Genomic DNA, 19741 nt, shown 5'->3' with positions numbered 1-19741 from the left:
GCCCTCCTGCCTGCCTGCCCGCTGCCGCCCGCCCGTCTACCTGCTGTTGAGGATCCGGCGGGCCAGCCTCTCCCGGGCCCCGGCCAGCTCGGCGTCGAGGCCGGCCTGCCTCCCGGCGTCCGCGACCACCGCGGCCGCCTCGGGAGCCGCCGCGAGCAGGCGGGCGCGGCGCAGATGCGTCGGCGGGTGGGTCGAGTCGACGCTGTGGCCCCGCTGCGCGCTGACGCGCCGCTGACGCTCGTACTCGCCCTCCGGTATCGAGTCCATGTGGGCGGCCAGTCGCTCCCACAGGCCGCGCCAGGCTTCCTTGCGCGCCGGGTCCCCGGGCCGTCCCACCTGCGTGGAATTGGCCTCGCGCAGCAACGCGGACCGGGCGGAGTCACCGACCAGGAGCCGGTCCATGAGGCCCACGGCGGCCTCGGTGGACCCGGCCCGGGCCGCGAAGGAGTCGGCCAGGTACTCGCCACGCTGCGTGTCGCGCAGCGTCAGGTGGTCGAGCAGCATCAGCACACCCTGGACCGCCCGTCGAGGCAGCAGGGAGAGCGCGTTGAGCGCCGCCTCGCCGAGGGTGGGGTGGGGGATCCGGTCCAGCAGATACCACCAGGTGGTCAGGGAACGGAGCGCGTTCCCGGTGATCAGACCGTGGCGCATGTCCCCGTTGGCGTAGTGACCGAGCTCGTGCCCCAGCAGCGCGATCCGCTGCTGGGGGGTCGTGATCTCCCCGAGCCCGAGCCCGAGGACCAGCAGCCAACGCTGACGCACCCCGTAGGTGGTCACGGCCGCGTTCACGTCGTCCGTGACCACGACGGAGTGCACCCCGGTCGTGCCGGCGACCTTTGCGACCTCGTCGATCAGAGCGAACAGCTCGGGCGCATCGGCCCGGTGCAGGACCGGCTCGTCGGGGAGCCGTCCGAAGCGCGGGCGCAGGACCCCGGCGAGGACCAGGAAGAGCGCGCCCACCGCGGGAAGCGCGCTGCCCCAACCGAGCAGCACCAGCAGGAGTCCGCCGACGGCCAGGGCGACCGTGACGCCGTGGACGGCCAGGGCGATGACGAAGGCCAGGACACCGGCGAGGTCGCGCCGGGGCCGCAACGACTCACCGGTCGTCACCTGGGCGAGCAGCTTCTCCCCGTACCGGCGGGCCGGCTCGCGCCGCAGCCCCTCCAGCCGCCCCGGGGGTTCCTCGGCCTCTCCCGGATCCACGTTCCAGTCGCACGCGGCGCACCACGGCACGAACCTCTGGTCCGTCTGGATCTCCGCTCCGCACTCCGGGCACGGCCGAACGTTCTGTTCCAAGGTGTCGAGCACCGTCGGGCCCCGTCCACGGCCCCGACCGGGACCGACGCTGTCCACGACGCAGTCGATCGAGCGCGTCGGCGACGCAGAGTAGACCGGGCGCACTCCGGACCCGGACAGCGGGGCACCGGAGGAAAACGGGCGAGTTTACCCACCTCCATCCCACTGCACACGCTCCGACGCCGCATTTTGTTCCTCTATGCGGCTGAACTTTTGTTGATCTGTGGCCAGTTGAGGGGTGAAGGGGCCTACCCTTCACCAGGTGAACCAGTTGATGTCCCGCGACGCCGATGCCGACCTGCCCGAGGACGCCGACCTGCCCGGCACGCTGCCCGGGCCCCTGCGGGCCGAGCTGATCGCGTTCCGGCGCGATCTGCACATGCACCCCGAGCTCGGCAACCAGGAGTTCCGTACCACCGCCGCGCTCAAGGCCCGGCTGGAGAGGGCCGGGCTCCGGCCCCGGGTGCTCGCGACCGGAACCGGTCTCCTGTGCGACGTGGGTACATCGGGAGGGGCGCGAAGCTCGGACGAGGGTGGTGGTGGGCGACGGGCGGGCGGTGACACGCGGCCCATGCTCGCCCTGCGCGCGGACATCGACGCTCTGCCCATTCCGGACACCAAGGCCGGCGTCCCGTACCGGTCCACCGTTCCCGACCGGGCGCACGCCTGCGGGCACGACATTCACACGACCACCGTCCTCGGCGCCGGGCTCGTGCTCGCCGAGCTCGACCGGCAGGGGCTGCTGCCGCACCCCGTGCGGCTGATCTTCCAGCCCGCCGAGGAGGTGTTGCCCGGCGGCGCGCCCGATGCGATCGAGGACGGGGTGCTGGAAGGCGTCGGGCGGATTATCGGGGTGCACTGCGACCCGAAGGTCGACGTGGGGAGGATCGGGCTGCGGGTCGGGGCGATCACCTCCGCCTGCGACCGGTTGGAGGTCACGCTCGACGGGCCCGGCGGGCACACCGCCCGGCCGCATCTGACCACCGACCTGGTCACCGCCGCCGCCAAGGTGGCCACCGAGGTGCCCGCGCTGCTGGCGCGGCGGGTCGACGCGCGGGCCGGGCTCGCCGTGACCTGGGGGCGGCTGGAGGCCGGGCACGCGTGCAATGTGATCCCGCAGCATGCCGAGCTGTCGGGAACGGTCCGCTGCCTGGATCTGGCGGCCTGGCGGGAGGCGCCGGACCTGATCCATGCCGCCATCGACGAGGTGGCCGGAATGCATCGGGCCAAGTCGGTGATCGACTACATCCGAGGGGTCCCGCCCGTCGTGAACGATCCGGCCGTGACCGATCTGCTGGCCGCTGCGATGACCGGGCGCCGTGGATCGTATGCAATCGAGGACACCGAGCAGAGCCTCGGCGGGGAGGACTTCTCCTGGTATCTGGAGCACGTCCCGGGGGCCATGGCGCGGCTCGGGGTGCGCACGCCCGGTGACACCCGGCGCCTTGATCTGCACCGGGGTGATTTCGACGCGGACGAGGAGGCGATCACCGTTGGCGTGGAGCTCTTCACCGCCGCGGCTTTGCTCGACGGCAACCGTTCGTGACCGGACAGGTCACCCCCGGTTCGCGACGATCCGATAACGGCTTCCGTACAGGGCTTTATCTGACATCTACGCGCGTTACGATCGCGGCGAAACCAGCGCCGGAAGAGGCGCTTCGGTCAGGTTTGAAGGAGCCTTCCCTTGCGCCGGGTATCCAAGATCACCGCTGCGTGTGCCATCACTGCAGCATTCGCGCTCACCGCCACCGCGTGCGGCAGCTCGTCCGAGGAGAGCACCAGCTCCGACAAGGGCCAGATGAAGATCGGCATGGCCTACGACGTGGGCGGCCGGGGCGACAACTCGTTCAACGACTCCGCCGCGCGTGGTCTGGACAAGGCCAAGGCCGAGTTCAAGGCCCAGACGAAGGAGCTCACCGCCAAGAACGGTGAGACCCCGGCCGACCGTGAGCAGCGTCTGCAGTCGCTCGCCGAGGGCGGCTACAACCCGGTCATAGCGATCGGCTTCGCGTACAAGGACGCGGTCGACAAGATCGCCCCGAAGTACCCGAAGGTCAACTTCGGCCTGGTCGACTCGGTCTCCGACGTGAAGAACGTCGCCTCCATCGTCTTCACCGAGGAGCAGGGCTCGTACCTCGCCGGTGTCGCAGCGGCGCTGAAGTCGAAGGACGGCCAGGTCGGCTTCATCGGCGGTGTGGACCTTCCGCTGATCAAGAAGTTCGCCGCGGGCTTCCAGCAGGGTGTCCTGGACACGAACCCGAAGGCCAAGGTGCAGATCCAGTACCTGTCCACCGGTTCGGACCTGTCCGGCTTCGGCAGCCCCGACAAGGGCAAGGAAGCCGCCAAGGGCATGCTCGACAAGGGCGCGGACGTCATCTTCGCCGCCGCGGGCGGCTCGGGTGCCGGTTCGATCGAGGCCGTCGCGGGCAAGAAGGGCGCCTGGTCCATCGGTGTCGACTCCGACCAGGCACTGGACCCGGCGCTGGCGAAGTACAAGGACACGATCCTGACCTCGGTCGTCAAGAACGTCGACGCCGGTGTCTACGACCTGGTCAAGTCCGTCAAGGACGGCAAGGCGCTGACCGGCGTCCAGGCGTACTCCCTGGCCAAGGGCGGCGTCTCGCTGACCACCACGGGTGACCACCTGGGGGACATCCAGACGCAGCTCGACGAGGCGAAGAAGAAGATCGTCGACGGCACGATCACGGTCAAGACCACGACCTGATCCGAGCCGTCGATCGGGGCCCGGGGGAGCTGCTTCGGCTGCTCGGCCGGGCCCCGATTCGCGTACGGCTTCCGGCCCGGACCGGAACGTAGCCGTACGCACACGGTTGGCCACCTTCTACCGGGTGGCCAACGATTCGGGGACGCTACGCGCGTAGCGTGTTCCGGGCGCGGTACCTTTTTTCGCTCCCCCCGCCTCTTGCCCCATCGCCTCCGCCCTCCGCCCTCCGCTCCTGTCAAGGAGAGTGCGCCATCAACGCGTCCAGCAGTCCCCATGCCGTGGAGCTCCGCGGCATCACCAAGCGGTTCCCCGGGGTCGTGGCCAACCACGACATCGACATCACCGTGCGTCGCGGCACCGTCCACGCTCTCGTCGGCGAGAACGGTGCCGGCAAGTCCACTCTGATGAAGATCCTGTACGGCATGCAGAAGCCGGACGAGGGCACCATCGCGGTGGACGGCGAGCAGGTCTCGTTCCACAACCCGGGTGACGCCATCGCGCGCGGCATCGGCATGGTGCACCAGCACTTCATGCTCGCCGACTACCTCACCGTCCTGGAGAACGTCGTCCTCGGCTCCGAGAAGCTGTACGGGATCGGCGACCGGGCCCGCGCCAGGATCAAGGAGATCTCGGACGCGTACGGTCTCGGGATCCGCCCGGACGCCATGGTCGAGGACCTCGGCGTCGCCGACCGCCAGCGCGTGGAGATCCTCAAGGTCCTCTACCGCGGCGCCCGCACCCTGATCCTCGACGAGCCGACCGCCGTCCTCGTGCCGCAGGAGGTCGACGCGCTCTTCGACAACCTGCGCGAGCTCAAGGCCGAGGGCCTGACCGTCATCTTCATCTCGCACAAGCTGGGCGAGGTGCTGTCGGTCGCCGACGAGATCACCGTCATCCGGCGCGGTACGACGGTGGGCACCGCCGACCCGGCGAACACCACGCCCAAGCAGCTCGCCGAGCTGATGGTCGGCAGCGAACTGCCGTCGCCGGAGACCCGCGAGTCGACCGTCACCGACACGCCGATGCTCACCGTCGACGACCTGCGGCTGACCGCCACCGACCCGGACGGGGTGGTGCGTGCCGTGCTCGACGGCATCACCTTCACCATCCACAAGGGTGAGGTTCTCGGCATCGCGGGCGTCGAGGGCAACGGCCAGTCCGAACTGGTCGACGCGATCATGGGCATGCGCCACCCGGACCACGGCGTACTCACCCTGGACGGCGCGGACATCTCCCGGACGCCGACGCGCAAGCGCCGCGAGGACGGGATGGCCGTCATCCCCGAGGACCGCCACCGGCACGGACTGCTGCTGGAGGCCCCGCTCTGGGAGAACCGCATCCTCGGCCATGTCACCGAGCGTCCCAACAGCAAGGGCGCGTTCCTCGACCTCAAGGCCGCCCGCGCGGACACCGAGCGGATCGTGCGCGAGTACGACGTCCGCACCCCCGGCATCGAGGTCACCGCCGCCTCGCTCTCCGGCGGCAACCAGCAGAAGCTGATCGTCGGCCGCGAGATGAGCCACGCCCCGAAGCTGCTGATCGCCGCGCACCCCACCCGGGGCGTGGACGTCGGCGCGCAGGCGCAGATCTGGGACCAGATCCGCGAGGCGCGCCGCGAGGGCCTGGCGGTGCTGCTGATCTCCGCCGACCTGGACGAGCTGATCGGGCTCTCCGACACCCTGCGCGTCATGTACCGCGGCCGCCTGGTCGCGGACGCCGACCCGGCGACCATCACCCCGGAGGAGCTCGGCTCGGCGATGACGGGAGCGGCCTCCGGCCATCTCGAAGCGCCCGCCGAGTCCGGGACGGATGCGGAGTCCGGTCCGGACGCCGCCGACACCGACCCCCGGGACGGGGGAGAGGACCGATGAAGAAGTTCGACAAGGAGCGGCTGCTCCTGGGGATCGCGGCCCCCGTACTCGCGATCGCGGTCGCCTTCCTGGTGACCGCCCTCGTGCTGGCCGCCACCGGCAAGCAACCGTTCAGCGCGTTCGGCATCATGTTCGACTACGGGGTGAAGTCGGACAGCCAGGTCTACATCCTCAACAAGGCGACGACGTACTACCTCGCGGGTCTCGCGGTGGCCGTCGGCTTCCGGATGAACCTCTTCAACATCGGCGTCGACGGCCAGTACCGCCTCGCCGCCTTCTTCGCCGCCGCCGTCGGTGGCGCGCTGACCCTGCCGGGCGCCCTCCAGATCCCGCTGATCATCCTCACCGCGATGATCGTCGGTGCGATGTGGGCCGGGATCGCCGGTGTCCTCAAGGTCACCCGCGGCGTCAGCGAGGTCGTCTCGACGATCATGCTGAACGCCATCGCGACCGCCATCATCGGCTATCTGCTCCAGCAGGGCCGCCTCGGTCACCTCGACGAGGCCGGCACGAAGATCTCCACCACCCCGCTCCCGGAGTCCTCGCACTTCTTCGAGTTCCCGACCACCCCGACGCCCGTCTGGGGCTTCATCGTGGTCGCTGTCGTCGCGGGCATCGCCTACTGGTTCACGCTCTCGCGCACCCGGTTCGGCTTCGATCTGCGTACGGTCGGCCAGTCCGGCTCCGCGGCAGAGGCCAGCGGTGTCAACGTCAAGAAGATGGTCGTCACGTCGATGCTGATCTCCGGCGCGGTGGCCGGCCTGGTCGGTATGCCGACGCTGCTCAACGACAGCTACGAGTACAGCGGCGACTTCCCCATCGGTATCGGCTTCACCGGCATCGCCATCGCCCTCCTCGGCCGCAACCACCCCATCGGCATCGCGCTCGGCGCACTCCTCTGGGGCTTCCTGGAGCGCGGTACCGGAAAGCTCGAGTTCGAGGGGTACGACAAGGAGATCGTCGGCGTCATCCAGGGCGTCATCGTCCTGTGCGTCGTCATCGCCTACGAAGTCGTCCGTCGCTACGGACTCAAGCGTCAGCAGAGCAAGGTCGGCGCGGAACTCGCCGCACAGGCCGCCCGTAACTCCGACCAGCAGGAGGTGTCGGCGTGACCGCCACGGCGACTTCCACCCCGCCGCCCGCGGCCCCCAAGGTCTCCGGTGGCAAGGGCGGCCGTACCCGCCTCTCCTTCCCCGTCGTTCTGCTGATCGTCGCGGGCGCGCTGCTCGCGCTGTCCGCGGTACGCGCCATCACCGGCGCCCAGGACGTCACCTCGGCCGGGCAGATCAGCGCGGCGCTCGCGATGGCCGTGCCGATCGGGCTCGCCGGTCTCGGCGGCCTGTGGGCCGAGCGGGCCGGTGTGGTCAACATCGGCCTCGAAGGCATGATGATTCTCGGTACGTTCTTCGGCGCCTGGGCCGGCTGGCAGACCAGCCCCTGGCTCGGCGTGCTGGCCGGTGTCATCGGCGGCATGCTCGGCGGGCTGCTGCACGCCGTCGCGACCGTCACGTTCGGCGTCGACCACATCATCTCCGGCATCGCCATCAACATCCTGGCGCTCGGGTTCACCACCTACTTCGCCAAGCTCTGGTTCAACACGGGCGAGGCGGCGGCCAAGGGCGGCAGCCCCAAGCAGTCGCCGCCGTCCGACGACATCACCTCGGTGACGATCCCGGGCCTGTCCGACTGGCTGCACTCGATCGAGAAGCACCACTGGTTCTTCGTCTCCGACCTGGCCGGTGTCATCGGCGGTCTGGTCACCAATGTGTCGCTGCTGACGGTCGTGGCCGCGATCCTGTTCGTCGTGACCTTCTTCGTCCTGTGGAAGACCTCGTTCGGGCTGCGGCTGCGTTCCTGCGGCGAGAACCCGATCGCCGCCGAGTCGCTCGGGGTGAACGTCTACCGCTACAAGTACATCGCGGTGATCATCTCCGGTGGCATGGCCGGACTCGGCGGTGCCTTCCTCTCCCTGGTCACCTCGCACATCTACAACGAGGGCCAGACCGGCGGCCGCGGTTACATCGGTCTCGCCGCGATGATCTTCGGTAACTGGCGGCCCGGCGGTCTCGCCATGGGCGCGGGCCTGTTCGGCTTCGCCGACGCGCTCCAGCTGCGCAACGGCGGCGAGTCCGTCCACGCCCTGCTGCTCCTGCTGGTGGTCGTGCTGGCCGTGCTCGCCGCCTGGAAGCTCTACCGCAAGAGCTTCGTCCAGGGTGCGGTCAGCGCCGCCATCGCCGCCGCCGTACTGGTCTGGTACCTCGCCACGGACACGGTGCCCACCGAGTTCGTGAGCGCCACCCCGTACATCGTCACGCTGCTCGTCCTCTCGCTCTCCGCGCAGCGGCTGCGGATGCCGAAGGCGGACGGCATGCGGTACCGGAAGGGCCAGGGCAAGTGACCGCGGCTGCCGACGTCGACTGGGACGCGCTGCGCGTCGCCGCCCGGGAAGCCATGTCCCGGGCATACGCCCCCTACTCGGGCTACCCGGTCGGCGTCGCGGCGCGCGTCGACGACGGCCGCACGGTGGTCGGCTGCAACGTCGAGAACGCCTCGTACGGACTCGGCCTGTGCGCCGAGTGCGGCCTGGTCTCGCAGCTGAACGCCACCGGCGGCGGCCGGCTGACCCACTTCACCTGTGTCGACGGAGCGGGCGAGATCCTGGTCCCCTGCGGCAGGTGCCGTCAGCTGCTGTACGAGTTCGGCGGACCGGAGCTCGTCCTGGAGACCCCGGACGGCCTCCGTACGCTCGACGAGATGCTGCCGCAGGCATTCGGGCCGGACCATCTCAGGTAGAGCTTCTCTTTCGGATCAGGCCGGATCGGGCTGCGTGCCAGGGCCCGCGAGCCCGGCCTGATCCGAAAGACAGGCCCAGAACTCCCGTGGCCCTCCTGAAACTTCGGGAGGGCCACACCCGTCTCCACCCTCTATGCGCGTAGAGTCATTCGGGACTCTTGCGTACGTACCGGCCGGAAGGACACCCAGGACATGGACGCCATCTCCGTCATCCGCACCAAGCGGGACCGCGGCGAGCTGAGCCCCGAGCAGATCGACTGGGTCATCGACGCATACACCCGAGGCGAGGTCGCCGACGAGCAGATGTCCGCGCTGGCCATGGCGATCCTGCTGAACGGCATGAACCGTACGGAGATCGCCCGTTGGACCGCCGCCATGATCGCCTCCGGCGAGCGGATGAACTTCGACGCGCTCTCCCGCCCCACCACCGACAAGCACTCCACCGGCGGCGTCGGCGACAAGATCACCCTGCCGCTCGCCCCGCTGGTCGCCGCCTGCGGCGCCGCCGTGCCGCAGCTCAGCGGCCGCGGTCTCGGCCACACCGGAGGCACACTCGACAAGCTGGAGTCCATCCCCGGCTGGCGCGCCCACCTCTCAGGCGCCGAGATGCTGAACGTCCTGGACACCACCGGAGCCGTGATCTGCGCCGCGGGTGACGGGCTGGCCCCCGCCGACAAGAAGCTGTACGCGCTCCGCGACGTCACCGGCACCGTCGAGGCCATCCCGCTGATCGCCAGTTCGATCATGTCCAAGAAGATCGCCGAGGGCACCGGGGCGCTCGTCCTGGACGTCAAGGTCGGCTCCGGTGCCTTCATGAAGACCATCGAGGACGCCCGCGAACTGGCCTCCACCATGGTCGCGCTGGGCAGCGACAGCGGTGTGCGGACGGTCGCGCTCCTCACCGACATGGCCACCCCGCTCGGCCTGACCGCGGGCAACGCCCTGGAGGTGCGCGAGTCGGTCGAGGTCCTGGCCGGCGGTGGTCCGAAGGACGTCATCGACCTCACCCTCGCCCTGGCCCGCGAGATGCTGGATGCGGCCGGGCTCAAGGACGCGGACCCGGAGAAGGCCCTGGCCGACGGCTCCGCGATGGACGTCTGGCGCAGGATGATCTCCGCCCAGGGCGGCGACCCGGACGCCGCGCTCCCGGTCGCCCGCGAGCAGCACGTGGTGACGGCCCAGGCCTCCGGCGTGCTGACCCGTCTCGACGCGTACGACATCGGCGTCGCCGCCTGGCGCCTCGGAGCGGGCCGGGCCCGCAAGGAGGACCCGGTGCAGGCGGGTGCGGGCATCGAGCTGCACGCCAAGCCGGGCGACACGGTGACCGAGGGCCAGCGGCTGCTGACGCTGCACACGGACACCCCGGAGAAGTTCGAGTACGCGCTGAAGGCCCTGCCCGGTTCGTTCGACATCGCCCCGGCCGGCACGGAGTTCACGCCGACCCCGGTGGTGCGCGAGCGCATCGCGTAACACCGCCCGGGAACGCGAACGGCCCGCCGGGGTGGAGGAATCCGCCCCGGCGGGCCGCTCTTGTGCGGACGGTGCGCCTAAGAGCCTGTGACTGCCTACTTGCCGAAGTACGCGTTGTAGATCGACACCGACGACTTGTTGCCCTGCTTGTCGGTGACATTGGCCCGGTACGAGATGGACTTGCCCTTGGCCGGGTTCTTCACGGAGATCTTGCCCGACTTGACCGCGGTCTTCTTCCAGGTCTTGCCGGCGTCGTAACTGATGTACACCGTCAGCGACTTGAGGTTCTTACCGGCGGCCGAACCCTGTACCGTCACCGGCACCGAGGCCGTCCTGCCCGCCGTCACCCTGCCGTCCAGCGTCACGTTGGGGGTGAAGCGGACCGTGGACGCCGGGAGCTTCGCGGAGGCGGCCCTCTTGGACTTGAAGGTCCAGCTCGCGTCGATGCGGGTGGACAGGGTGCTGATCCTGGCGCTGCGCCGGACCGAGGTCGTCAGCTTGTAGTCCGCGGAGGCGGCCGGGACGACGAACGGCTCAAAACCGAAGAGCGGGTCCTGGTTCTCGGCGAACTTCTTGCCGTTGCGGTAGAGGACGGTCTTCACCGAGGTGTAGTCCGTGTAGCCATCGTGGCCCTTGCCGTCCGCGTGCAGCGGGAGAATGGCGGACAGCTCGTTGCCCTGGCGGAGGATGCCGTCGTACTTGCCGATCCGCGGGCCGAAGACGCCGGTGTTGACGGTCTTGGTGTAGGTCTTGCCACCGGTGAACGCCTGTTCGGCGCCGAGCGAGTACACGGTCTCACGGATCGGCCAGCCCTGGTCGTCGAGGCCGCCGTTCTGTCCGAAGTCGAAGCTCCACTTGGCCTTGTCGACGGTGGAGACATAGACCGTGCGCGTGCCGGGAAGCTTCTGCTGCACCGACATCTTGGGGAATGACCCGCCTTCGTCGGGCAGGCTGCCCCACGCGCTGATCTCACCGGTCTTGCCGCGCACACCAGGTGCCCCCATGGCCACCTTAACCGCGGCGAGCTGCTTGGCCGTCAGGTTGCGGGTGTAGCCGTTGGAGAGCTGGGTCACCGGGAGGCCGCCGAGCGCGATGTCGTACTCGGTCGACGCACCCTTGTACCAGGTGCCCATCCAGTGCTGGGACAACGAGCCGTCGGTCACCTTCGGGCCGACGTGTGCGGTGCGGAAGTTCTTCTGGTCCGGCACGGCGTAGTCGGAGGTCATCCAGAAGTTTTTGGCGCCGATTGTGTAGCCGGTCGCGACGTAGTCGGGCGTGAGCCCCTTCGCGGGCAGGGTGATGCTGACCGGCTTGGTCGTGCGGGCGTCGAACGTCACCGTGGTGTTCTTGGTGACGTTCAGCTTCGGCTGGGCGAACCAGTCGCCGCCCTTGTAAACGTTGTCCGAGCCCAGCATCTGGTCCGCGCTGAGGGTGTACAGGCCCTTGGGCACCCGCAGCTTCACCGAACCGTTGGTGATCTCCGGCATGAGCCACACGTCGGAGACCGCGTCGTCGAGGCCGGAGAGGTCGGCCGTCGCGGTCGCGGGCGCCTTGCCGTCCCGGCCGATGGCCTTGAGCGTCACGTCGTACGACTCGATCTCGCGCTCCACCGCGGCCGCCGTGCGGACGGTCTGGCCGCCACCGGTCGCCACGACATACGCGGAGTACGAACCGTCCGTCGTGCCGCCCAGCCGGGTGTTCGCCGTCAGGGGCACCTCGGCCGTGCCGCCCGCCGGGACGGTGACCTCGTTCGCGCCCAGGGCGAAGAAGCCGGCCGGGGCGGGCTTGCCCTTCGGATTGAGACCCGTCACCGCCAGCGAGAGGGTGACGTCGGTCGTCCCCAGGTTGCGGTATGTCACCTGCTTGGTGACCGGGGTGTCATTGGTGTGCGGCCACTGCTGCGTACCGAATCCGACCGAGACCGGGTCGGCGATGACGCTCTGGCCGATCGCCCTGTCGAGGGCGATCCTGCCCGTGCCCTGCTCGAACGGTGTGTACGCGCCCGGCTTGGCGGAGGCCGTCAGGGCCCCCTTCAGTTCGGTGTTCCGCCACTGCGGGTGCTGCTGCTTGAGCAGCGCCGCGGCGCCCGCGACATGCGGGGTCGCCATTGACGTACCGGAGATGGTCGTGTAGCCGGCCGGCTTCTGGCCGTACTCCTGGTCGATGAGCGAGCCCGGCACCGCGGCCGCCGTGATGTCCACACCGGGGGCGGTCACATCGGGCTTGACGGCTCCGTCGCCGACGCGCGGACCGCGGCTGGAGAAATTGGCCATCCTGTCGTTGTCGTCGACGGCGCCGACGGTCAGCGCGGCGTCCGCGCTGCCCGGGGAGTCCACCGTGCCCGCGCCGTCGCCCTCGTTGCCCGCCGCGATGGCGAACAGTACGCCGGTCTCGGCCGACAGCTTGTTGACCGTCTCCTCCAGGGGATCGATCCCCGGCTGGTCGAGACCGCCGAGACTCAGGTTGACGATGTCGGCGCCCTGCGCTGCCGCCCACTCCATCCCGGCCGCGATGCCGGAGTCCGTGCCGTAGCCGTCGTCGTCGAGCACCTTGCCCTCAAGCAGCTTGGCGTCCGGAGCCACGCCCTTGAACTTGCCACCCGACTTGGCGCCCGTACCGGCCGCGATCGACGAGACATGGGTGCCGTGCCCGACCCGGTCCTTGGTGTCGGCCGACGTGGAGAAGTTCTTCGTCGCCAGGATCTGGCCCTTGAGGTCCGGGTGGGTGGCGTCCACACCGGTGTCCAGGACGGCGATCTTGACGCCCTTGCCGGTGTACCCGGCCTTCCAGGCGGCGGGCGCACCGATCTGCGGCACGCTCTTGTCGAGGCTCGCCCTGCGTACGCCGTCGAGCCAGACCCGGTCGATTCCGGGTGCCGTGGTGCGCTCGACGCTGCGGGACGGCTTGGCGGTGAGCGCCTGCCAGATGTCCTCGGCGTCGCTCCTGGGCGTGATCACCGACTCGGCGTTCAGCGACTTCAGGGTCCGGCCGACCGAGGTGCCACCGGCGTCCCTGACGTCGGCCTTCGCGGCGCCCGTCTGTGCGCCCCGGTAGCCGACGATCAGCCGCAGGCCCTTCTGCTGGGACCTGCGGATCTCCGGACGGTTCAGGAAGGTGACGTCGAAGAACCGCCGGTCGAGCTTGCCGGAGCCGATCAGCCGGTGGGCGTCGGTCGGAAAGATGTACGTGTGCCCGTTGCGGACCTGCCGTTGTACGGGTATCTGCTCACGCCCCTTCGCGGGCTCGAAGCCCACGACCCGGCCCTTGGCGTCCACCGAGACGCGGTCGCCGGTGATGAGCGTCAGTTGATGCCGGTTCAGGGACTTGGCCCCGGTCGGCCGGGCCTGTTCCGCCTGTGCCACCGCCGGGGTGGTCATCCCGGCTGCGAGCGCCACGGCGGCCGCCGTGGCGATGGTCGATATACACGCGTTTCTCACGTGTCTGCGCAACTTTCCCCCTGGAGAATCAGGCGGCCCCCCGAGGGGCCACTGGTCAGTCGGCACCGAATGGGTCGCCGGTGCCGACCGGTTCACCTACCTAGAGGGGAAATTGATCGAGAGGGTTCACAGAAACAGCACAGATGACAGGAGTTGACGGAAGTTCATCGGTTGGTGCCCGTACCGGCCGGGTGGCCGAGGGGCGGGTGGGAGCAGCCACTGGGCGGGCACGGGGCGTCCACCACGCCGGGGCGCCGGGAAGGTGCGGATGCGGACGGCGATGAGTTTCGGCGGCCGGACCGGTCTCCCTGATGTGGAAGCCACGACCCCGATCGTTCTCGTCGTCACCGGCCGCGTCACACGCGCGGCCGTGCCGGGACTCTGCGCCGAGCTGGAGGCGCTGCTCTTCGACCCCGAGGGCGTCGTCCGCGACCCGGTCGCGGGGGTGGACTGCGATGTGGGCGGGGTCGTACAGGCGGACCTGGCTCTGGTCGAGGCGATAGCGAGGCTGGGGCTCATCGCGCGCCGGGCGGGCGGCCGACGGCTCCGGCTGCGCAATGTGCCGCCCGGACTGCAGCATCTGCTCGACCTGGTGGGGCTGGCCGATGTGGTGGACGTGGGGGAGCAGGGCTGAGAGCCTGTCGGGTGACCTTCGATCGGATGGCGTGCGTGCCAGGGCGTGGCCGCCCGATCAGAGGTCACCCGACAGGCTCTGAGGTGCCCGGCGCCGCTCCCCGGTGTCAGCCGGGGCGCGCGCAGTCCACCACCAACAGCCGGGCCGCCGAGGCCGAGGGGTGCGGCGTCGGCGTCGCTGTCGCGTCGTCGGCGCAGGCGCCGTCGTGCCAGTGGTCCGGCTGCGGTCCCGGTTCGGCGCCGGAGGCAGGGGGCCGGGCCGGGTGGGGCCCCTCGGTGGCGACGGGCTCACCCAGCCACTGCGTGACTCCCCAGCCGCCGAGCGCCAGCACCACCCAGCCCGCCACCAGCGCGTGCCCCAGCCGAGGCCGCCGCGTCATGCCGCTTCGGCCTCGAGGTGGTCGGGCAGGCCGAAGAGCGGGAACCAGCGGGGCGTGTCCAGGAAGCAGTGCATGCCGGTGATCGCACCGTCCGAGATGTCGATGACCTGCACCGCCCACGGCACGAATCCCGGACCGTCCGGATTCGGTTTGTACTGCGCGAACGCCGGGGTGCCGTTGGCCGCGGTCGCCACCAGACGGGAACCCTCGCAGCCCGCACCGAGGGAGCGCATGAAGCCCGTGATGTCGTCGTGCCCCTGGAGCCAGAGGTCGAACGGCGGCATGGTCATCACGGCGTCCTCGTGGAGCAGCGCGGTCAGCGCCGCCATGTCGTAGCCCTCGAACGCCGCCACATACCGCTCAAGGAGCTTGCGCTGCTCGTCGTCGAGCGGATCAGCGGTGTCGGTGGCCGCGCTCCGATGGTCCGTGAGCGTGGCTCGCGCCCGCTGCAGGGCGCTGTTGACCGAGGCGACCGACGTGTCGAGCAGTTCGGCGACCTCGCTCGCCTTCCACGCCAGCACCTCGCGCAGGATCAGCACGGCACGCTGCTTGGGCGGCAGATGCTGCAGTGCGGCGACGAACGCCAGACGCACCGACTCCCGGGCCACCGCGGCCTCCGCCGGGTCGGCCACCGACGGCAGGATCCGCCCGTCCGGCATCGGCTCCAGCCAGGTGTTCTCCGGGAGCGGGTTGAGCGCGGCCTGGGCGAGCGGTGTCGGGCCCGTCAGGTCGACCGGGCGGGCCCGTTTCTTCCCCGCGTTCAGCATGTCCAGGCAGACGTTGGTGGCGATCCGGTACAGCCAGGAGCGCAGTGAGGAGCGGCCCTCGAACTTGTCGAAATTCCGCCAGGCGCGCACCAGCGTGTCCTGTACCGCGTCCTCCGCCTCGAAGGCCGAGCCGAGCATGCGATAGCAGTAACCGGTGAGCTCGACCCGGTGTCCCTCCAGACGGCTGTCGATATCCGCCGGTGCCGTCAGATCACTCATCGCTCCACCCCTGTTGTGCTGTGACGCCGCTCACTTCGGCACTTCGGAAGCTACCGCAGGCCACTGACAACGGGGGCGGGAAGTGCCGAAGCCGCCCGCTCTCCGGTCACGTCCCCGATTCCGGTCACGTCCCCGATTCCGGTCACGTTCCGGGCTTGCGCCCGTACACGTACACGTCGTCGCCGTTCTTCAGCAGGTTCCAGTATGTCCTCGCGTCCGCGTCCCGCATGTTGACGCAGCCGTGCGAGCCGGGCGGGTTCCACATCTTCAGATTCACCGAGTGGAACGCCTGCCCGCCGTCGAAGAACTGGGAGTACGGCATCCACACGTGGTAGAGCGACGACCAGTGGTTGATGTGCCGCAGGTAGATCTTCTTCGAACCGGTGCGCGTCTCGTACCCGTTCCGCCCACTGCGGATCGGCACCGGACCGAACTTCAGCTTCGATCCGTCCTGGATCCAGCTGAGCTGTCGGGTCAGGTCCACACACGCGATGCGCCCCTTGTTCGTGGGGCACTTCTTGTCCTTGTTGGGATTCGTGCCGGCCGCCTTCTGTGCCGTGAGCGTCTTCATCGTCCGCCAGGTGACCGGTCCCGCGTACCCGATGTCGGGGGTGACCCCGTAGGTGCGCTGGAAGGACTGGATCGCCTTGCAGTCGGCGGCCGACTGCTTCCCGTCGACCGGCCGGTTCAGATACGCCTCGACCTGCTTCTGGTACGGCCCGGTGGATGTGGTGCAGGACGCCGCCTGCGCCGCCGTGCCACCGCCCAGGACGAGCGCCGGCGCCGCCATCAGCGCGGCGACGGACAGCGCGACCGCGCGCCGCGTCCGGACTCCCCGCATGTTCCCTACGACTGCCATGTACGCCAACTCCCCTTCGCGCCGCAGTGCGTTGATTACGCCTGATAGACGCGCGAAGGGGAGTCGGTGGTTGTGCGTGAGTATGTCTCAGTTCTGTACTGACGCCATCGGGACGAGGCGCCGCCGCTTGGCGCGGGCGACCCGCGACCCGTACAGCGTGATCGAGACGACGCCGAGGACCGCGAACAGCCCCAGCGTCACCGTGCCCGCCCAGCCACCGGCGTGGAAGGCGATCGCGCCGAGCGTGCCGCCCGCGCTGGAGCCCAGGTAGTACGCGGACTGGTAGAGCGCCGATGCCTGCGCCCGGCCGGTCGTCGCGGTCCGGCTCACGGACGACGAGGCGACCGCGTGCCCGGCGAAGAAGCCCGCCGTGATCAGGACCAGACCGAGAAGTACGGCGATCAGCTGGTCGGCGAGGGAGAGCAGCAGGCCGGTGGCCGTGGTGGAGACGGCCAGGTAGAGCGCGCCCCGGCGGCCGAGCCGTGCGACGAGCCTGCCCGCCGCCGCCGACGACACCGTACCGACGAGGTAGACCAGGAAGATCGAGCCGATGACACCCTGCGGGAGGTGGAACGGCTCCCCGACCAGCCGGTAGCCGATCACCGTGTAGACCGCCCCGAACACCGTCATGAACAGTGCGCCGATCGCGTACAGCCTGCGCAGCAACGGGTCGGCGAGGTGTCCGCCCACCGTCTTCGCCAGGGCCTTCGGGTTCAGCGAACCGGGCGTGAAGTGACGGGCCCTCGGGATCATGAAGTGGAAGACGACCGCGCAGGCCACGGCCAGCAGCCCGACCGCGCCGAGCGCCGCCCGCCAGCCCCACAGCTGGGCGATCCAGCCGGTGAGGATGCGCCCGCTCATGCCGCCGATGCTGTTGCCCGCCACGAACAGTCCGATCGCGGCGACCAGCGCCTTCGGCCGCACCTCCTCGGCGAGGTACGCCATGGCGGAGGCGGGAAGTCCGGCGAGGGCCGCGCCCTGGACGGCGCGCAGGGCGATCAGCCAGCCCAGCGAGGGGGCGAAGGGGACGAGAAGCCCGACCAGTACCGCGACCGTCAGCGACGCGGTCATCATCTGCCGCCGCCCGAACCGCTCGGAGAGCGCGCTCATCGGCAGCACACACAGTGCCAGCGCACCCGTCGCCGCCGAGACCGTCCAGCTGGTCTGTCCGGCCGTGGCGTCGAATCCGGCGGAGACGGCGGGCAGCAGCGCCTGGGTGGAGTAGAGGAGTGCGAACGTCGCGACACCGGCGGCGAAGAGCGCGAAGCTCATCCGGCGGTACCCGGGCCGGCCGGGCTCCAGCCGGTCAGGGGAGGAAACGGGCGCGACGGGCGATGAGGGGGCTGAGGCGTCCAGCGTGAGGGTGGACGCCTTGGTACTGGCAGGAGGCATACGTCGAAAGTAGATCTCTCTGATTCATGCGTCCAATGCACGAACTTGCGATAATCCATCCCATGGTGCATGAATACAGCTCACAGCCTCGGCTGTCACCGAGTAGTTACGAAGAAGACATTCGCGCGGTGCTCGCGCCGCGGCTCGCGTACTTCGAGGCGGTGGCCCGCCACGAGCATGTGACGCGCGCCGCGCACGAGCTCGGCGTCCCGCAGTCCACGCTGTCGCGGGCCATGGTCAGGCTGGAACAGGACCTGGGCGTCGCCCTGTTCGCCCGCAAGGGCCGTACCGTCTCGCTCACCCCCGCGGGCCGCACCTTCCTGGGCTCCGCCGAGCGGGCCCTCACCGAGGTGGAGCGGGCCGCGGACTCGGTACGGGCGGACGCCGATCCGACGGCGGGCAAGGTCGCCTTCGGCTTCCTGCACACCATGGGCTCCGAGACCGTCCCCGCCCTGCTCCGCGCCTTCCGCGCCGACCACCCGCGGGTCCGCTTCCAGCTGGTGCAGAACTACGGCGAGGCGATGATCGAACGCCTCCGGGCCGGCGGCCTCGACCTCTGCCTCACCTCCCCCGTCCCGGACGCCCCCGACCTGGTCGCCCGCCGCCTCGATGAGCAGTGGCTGCGTCTGGTCGTCCCGGAGGACCACCGCCTCGCCTCCCGCCGGCGGATCCGTCTGGCGGAGGCGGCGGACGAGGCGTTCGTGACCCTGGAGCCCGGTTACGGCCTGCGGCGGATCACCGACGACCTGTGCGCCGAGGCGGGCTTCAAGCCACGTGTCGCCTTCGAGGGCGAGGAGGCGGAGACCCTGCGCGGCCTGGTCGCGGCGGGCCTGGGCGTCGCCCTGCTGCCGCCCCCGGCGGTGGCCCGCCCGGGCGTGGTCGAACTGACGGTCACGGCCCCCCGCGCGGCCCGCGAGATCGGCGTGGCCTGGCTGGACGGCCACCCGGACACACCCCCGGTGGCGGCGTTCAAGCAGTTCCTGCTGTCGCGCAGGGGGCACCTGCTGCCCGACTGACGCGCGGACGGGGATGCGGGGCCGAGGCGTGTCCGCGCACATCGCGAGCCGCCCTCCGTCTGCCAGGCTCTAAGCCCCCAGCGACCGCCCGAACCCCGCAGCCAGCGGCATCCGCAGCCCCAGTGGTGGCGGCGCCGCCAGCGCGTCGGCGACCGGTCGTGCGTAGGCCCGCCCGAACAGCGAACCCCGTACGAAGTCCGTGGCCAGCGCCACCACTTCGGACCGGTGCTGGCGCAGCGCGTGACCGTCCGAGTGGACCTCGAAGCGGCAGGTGTCCCGGTTGGCCTTCTTGGCCCGCTCGGCCAGCCGGAACGACAACTCGGGGTCGGACCGGGCGTCGTTCGTGCCGTGGACGAACAACACCTGGCGGCCCAGCAGGTGCTTCACCGGTTCCGGCTCGGCCGAGGCCTCCCCGGGCAGCCAAGGAGCCATCGCCAGAACGGAGTTGACCGCCGCGTGGCCACCCGCGCGCAGTGCCGCCCGGCCGCCCATGCCGTGCCCGGCCAGACAGACGGGGATGTCGCCGTAGCGCCGTACGACCTCCTCCACCGCCCACTCCGCGTCCGCCGCGAGCTGCGCGTCCGTGGCGTTCCAGCCCCGGCAGCGGTAGTGCACGACATGCGCGGCCAGCCCGTCGTCCTGGCCCGCGCGGGCCAGGGTCCGGGCGAGCGGCAGCTGTAGTGCGTACGACAGGGAGGAAGGGCGGCGGTGCGAGTCGGCCTCGCCGTCCGGGAGCAGCAGGACCACTCCGCTGACCGCAGGTTGTGCTCCGGCCGTCTTCACGGCCCGTCCCAGCCTCGGAGCAGGCAGGGGAAGTGCGCGCTGTCCCATGACAGAACAGTGTCAGAAGGAGAGGTGTACTCCACCCGTATTCGCGGTCACT

16 protein-coding genes are annotated in these 19741 nt (G+C 70.1%); 9 read left to right on the top strand and 7 right to left on the bottom strand.

Features of this window, described 5'->3' with window-relative positions; genetic code table 11:
- Positions 1–36: 36 nt before the first annotated feature.
- On the bottom strand, positions 37–1296 hold the full coding sequence (locus OG395_RS23375) for a M48 family metallopeptidase (protein WP_327244700.1): 1260 nt from the start codon (positions 1294–1296) through the stop codon (positions 37–39).
- Between the two features lie 274 nt (positions 1297–1570).
- On the opposite strand from OG395_RS23375, the gene OG395_RS23370 reads away from it, so the two are divergent.
- The 7 genes from OG395_RS23370 (at position 1571) to OG395_RS23340 (ending at position 10155) form a co-directional block, all read left to right on the top strand.
- Positions 1571–2842: an amidohydrolase gene (locus tag OG395_RS23370; protein WP_327249432.1), complete on the top strand. Its 1272-nt coding sequence runs from the start codon at positions 1571–1573 to the stop codon at positions 2840–2842.
- Positions 2843–2980: 138 nt separating this feature from the next.
- Positions 2981–4021, top strand: coding sequence for a BMP family lipoprotein (locus tag OG395_RS23365; protein WP_327244699.1), 1041 nt, complete (start codon positions 2981–2983; stop codon positions 4019–4021).
- 278 nt (positions 4022–4299) lie between these two features.
- Positions 4300–5892 (top strand): ABC transporter ATP-binding protein, encoded by a 1593-nt coding sequence (locus tag OG395_RS23360; protein WP_327244698.1) that lies wholly within the window; start codon positions 4300–4302, stop codon positions 5890–5892.
- Positions 5889–7004, top strand: a complete 1116-nt coding sequence (locus tag OG395_RS23355; protein WP_327244697.1) for an ABC transporter permease — start codon at positions 5889–5891, stop codon at positions 7002–7004. Before OG395_RS23360 ends, OG395_RS23355 begins: the two co-directional genes overlap by 4 nt.
- Entirely contained in the window at positions 7001–8290 is a 1290-nt protein-coding gene (locus OG395_RS23350; RefSeq protein ID WP_327244696.1) for an ABC transporter permease, read from the top strand. Before OG395_RS23355 ends, OG395_RS23350 begins: the two co-directional genes overlap by 4 nt.
- Positions 8287–8685 (top strand): cytidine deaminase, encoded by a 399-nt coding sequence (locus OG395_RS23345; protein ID WP_037688350.1) that lies wholly within the window; start codon positions 8287–8289, stop codon positions 8683–8685. The genes OG395_RS23350 and OG395_RS23345 overlap by 4 nt, the downstream gene beginning before the upstream one ends.
- Before the next feature lie 192 nt (positions 8686–8877).
- Complete coding sequence (locus OG395_RS23340; RefSeq protein ID WP_327244695.1) at positions 8878–10155, top strand: thymidine phosphorylase; 1278 nt, start codon at positions 8878–8880, stop codon at positions 10153–10155.
- 95 nt (positions 10156–10250) lie between these two features.
- Here the strand turns inward: OG395_RS23340 and OG395_RS23335 are convergent, their stop codons facing one another.
- Entirely contained in the window at positions 10251–13550 is a 3300-nt protein-coding gene (locus OG395_RS23335) for a S8 family peptidase (RefSeq protein WP_442818591.1), read from the bottom strand.
- A gap of 322 nt (positions 13551–13872) precedes the next feature.
- Between OG395_RS23335 and OG395_RS23330 the strand changes: the two genes are divergently transcribed.
- On the top strand, positions 13873–14226 hold the full coding sequence (locus OG395_RS23330; protein ID WP_327249430.1) for an STAS domain-containing protein: 354 nt from the start codon (positions 13873–13875) through the stop codon (positions 14224–14226).
- Between the two features lie 106 nt (positions 14227–14332).
- Here the strand turns inward: OG395_RS23330 and OG395_RS23325 are convergent, their stop codons facing one another.
- The 4 genes from OG395_RS23325 to OG395_RS23310 form a co-directional block, all read right to left on the bottom strand.
- The gene (locus tag OG395_RS23325; protein ID WP_327244694.1) at positions 14333–14605 is read right to left on the bottom strand and encodes a hypothetical protein; all 273 of its coding nucleotides are present in this window, start codon (positions 14603–14605) and stop codon (positions 14333–14335) included.
- Entirely contained in the window at positions 14602–15591 is a 990-nt protein-coding gene (locus OG395_RS23320; RefSeq protein ID WP_327244693.1) for a sigma-70 family RNA polymerase sigma factor, read from the bottom strand. Before OG395_RS23320 ends, OG395_RS23325 begins: the two co-directional genes overlap by 4 nt.
- A 142-nt stretch (positions 15592–15733) precedes the next feature.
- Positions 15734–16450 (bottom strand): L,D-transpeptidase family protein, encoded by a 717-nt coding sequence (locus tag OG395_RS23315; protein ID WP_327244692.1) that lies wholly within the window; start codon positions 16448–16450, stop codon positions 15734–15736.
- Between the two features lie 87 nt (positions 16451–16537).
- Positions 16538–17842, bottom strand: coding sequence for an MFS transporter (locus tag OG395_RS23310; RefSeq protein WP_327244691.1), 1305 nt, complete (start codon positions 17840–17842; stop codon positions 16538–16540).
- Positions 17843–17904: 62 nt separating this feature from the next.
- Between OG395_RS23310 and OG395_RS23305 the strand changes: the two genes are divergently transcribed.
- Positions 17905–18858 (top strand): LysR family transcriptional regulator, encoded by a 954-nt coding sequence (locus tag OG395_RS23305; RefSeq protein ID WP_327244690.1) that lies wholly within the window; start codon positions 17905–17907, stop codon positions 18856–18858.
- Between the two features lie 69 nt (positions 18859–18927).
- Here the strand turns inward: OG395_RS23305 and OG395_RS23300 are convergent, their stop codons facing one another.
- Positions 18928–19689, bottom strand: a complete 762-nt coding sequence (locus tag OG395_RS23300; RefSeq protein WP_327244689.1) for an alpha/beta hydrolase — start codon at positions 19687–19689, stop codon at positions 18928–18930.
- Positions 19690–19741: the final 52 nt, after the last annotated feature.

Source organism: Streptomyces sp. NBC_01320 (assembly GCF_035974375.1).
Lineage (GTDB): Bacteria > Actinomycetota > Actinomycetes > Streptomycetales > Streptomycetaceae > Streptomyces > Streptomyces yanii.
Note: the sequence above shows the minus strand (reverse complement) of the source record. Positions and strands in the feature narration are given on the sequence as shown.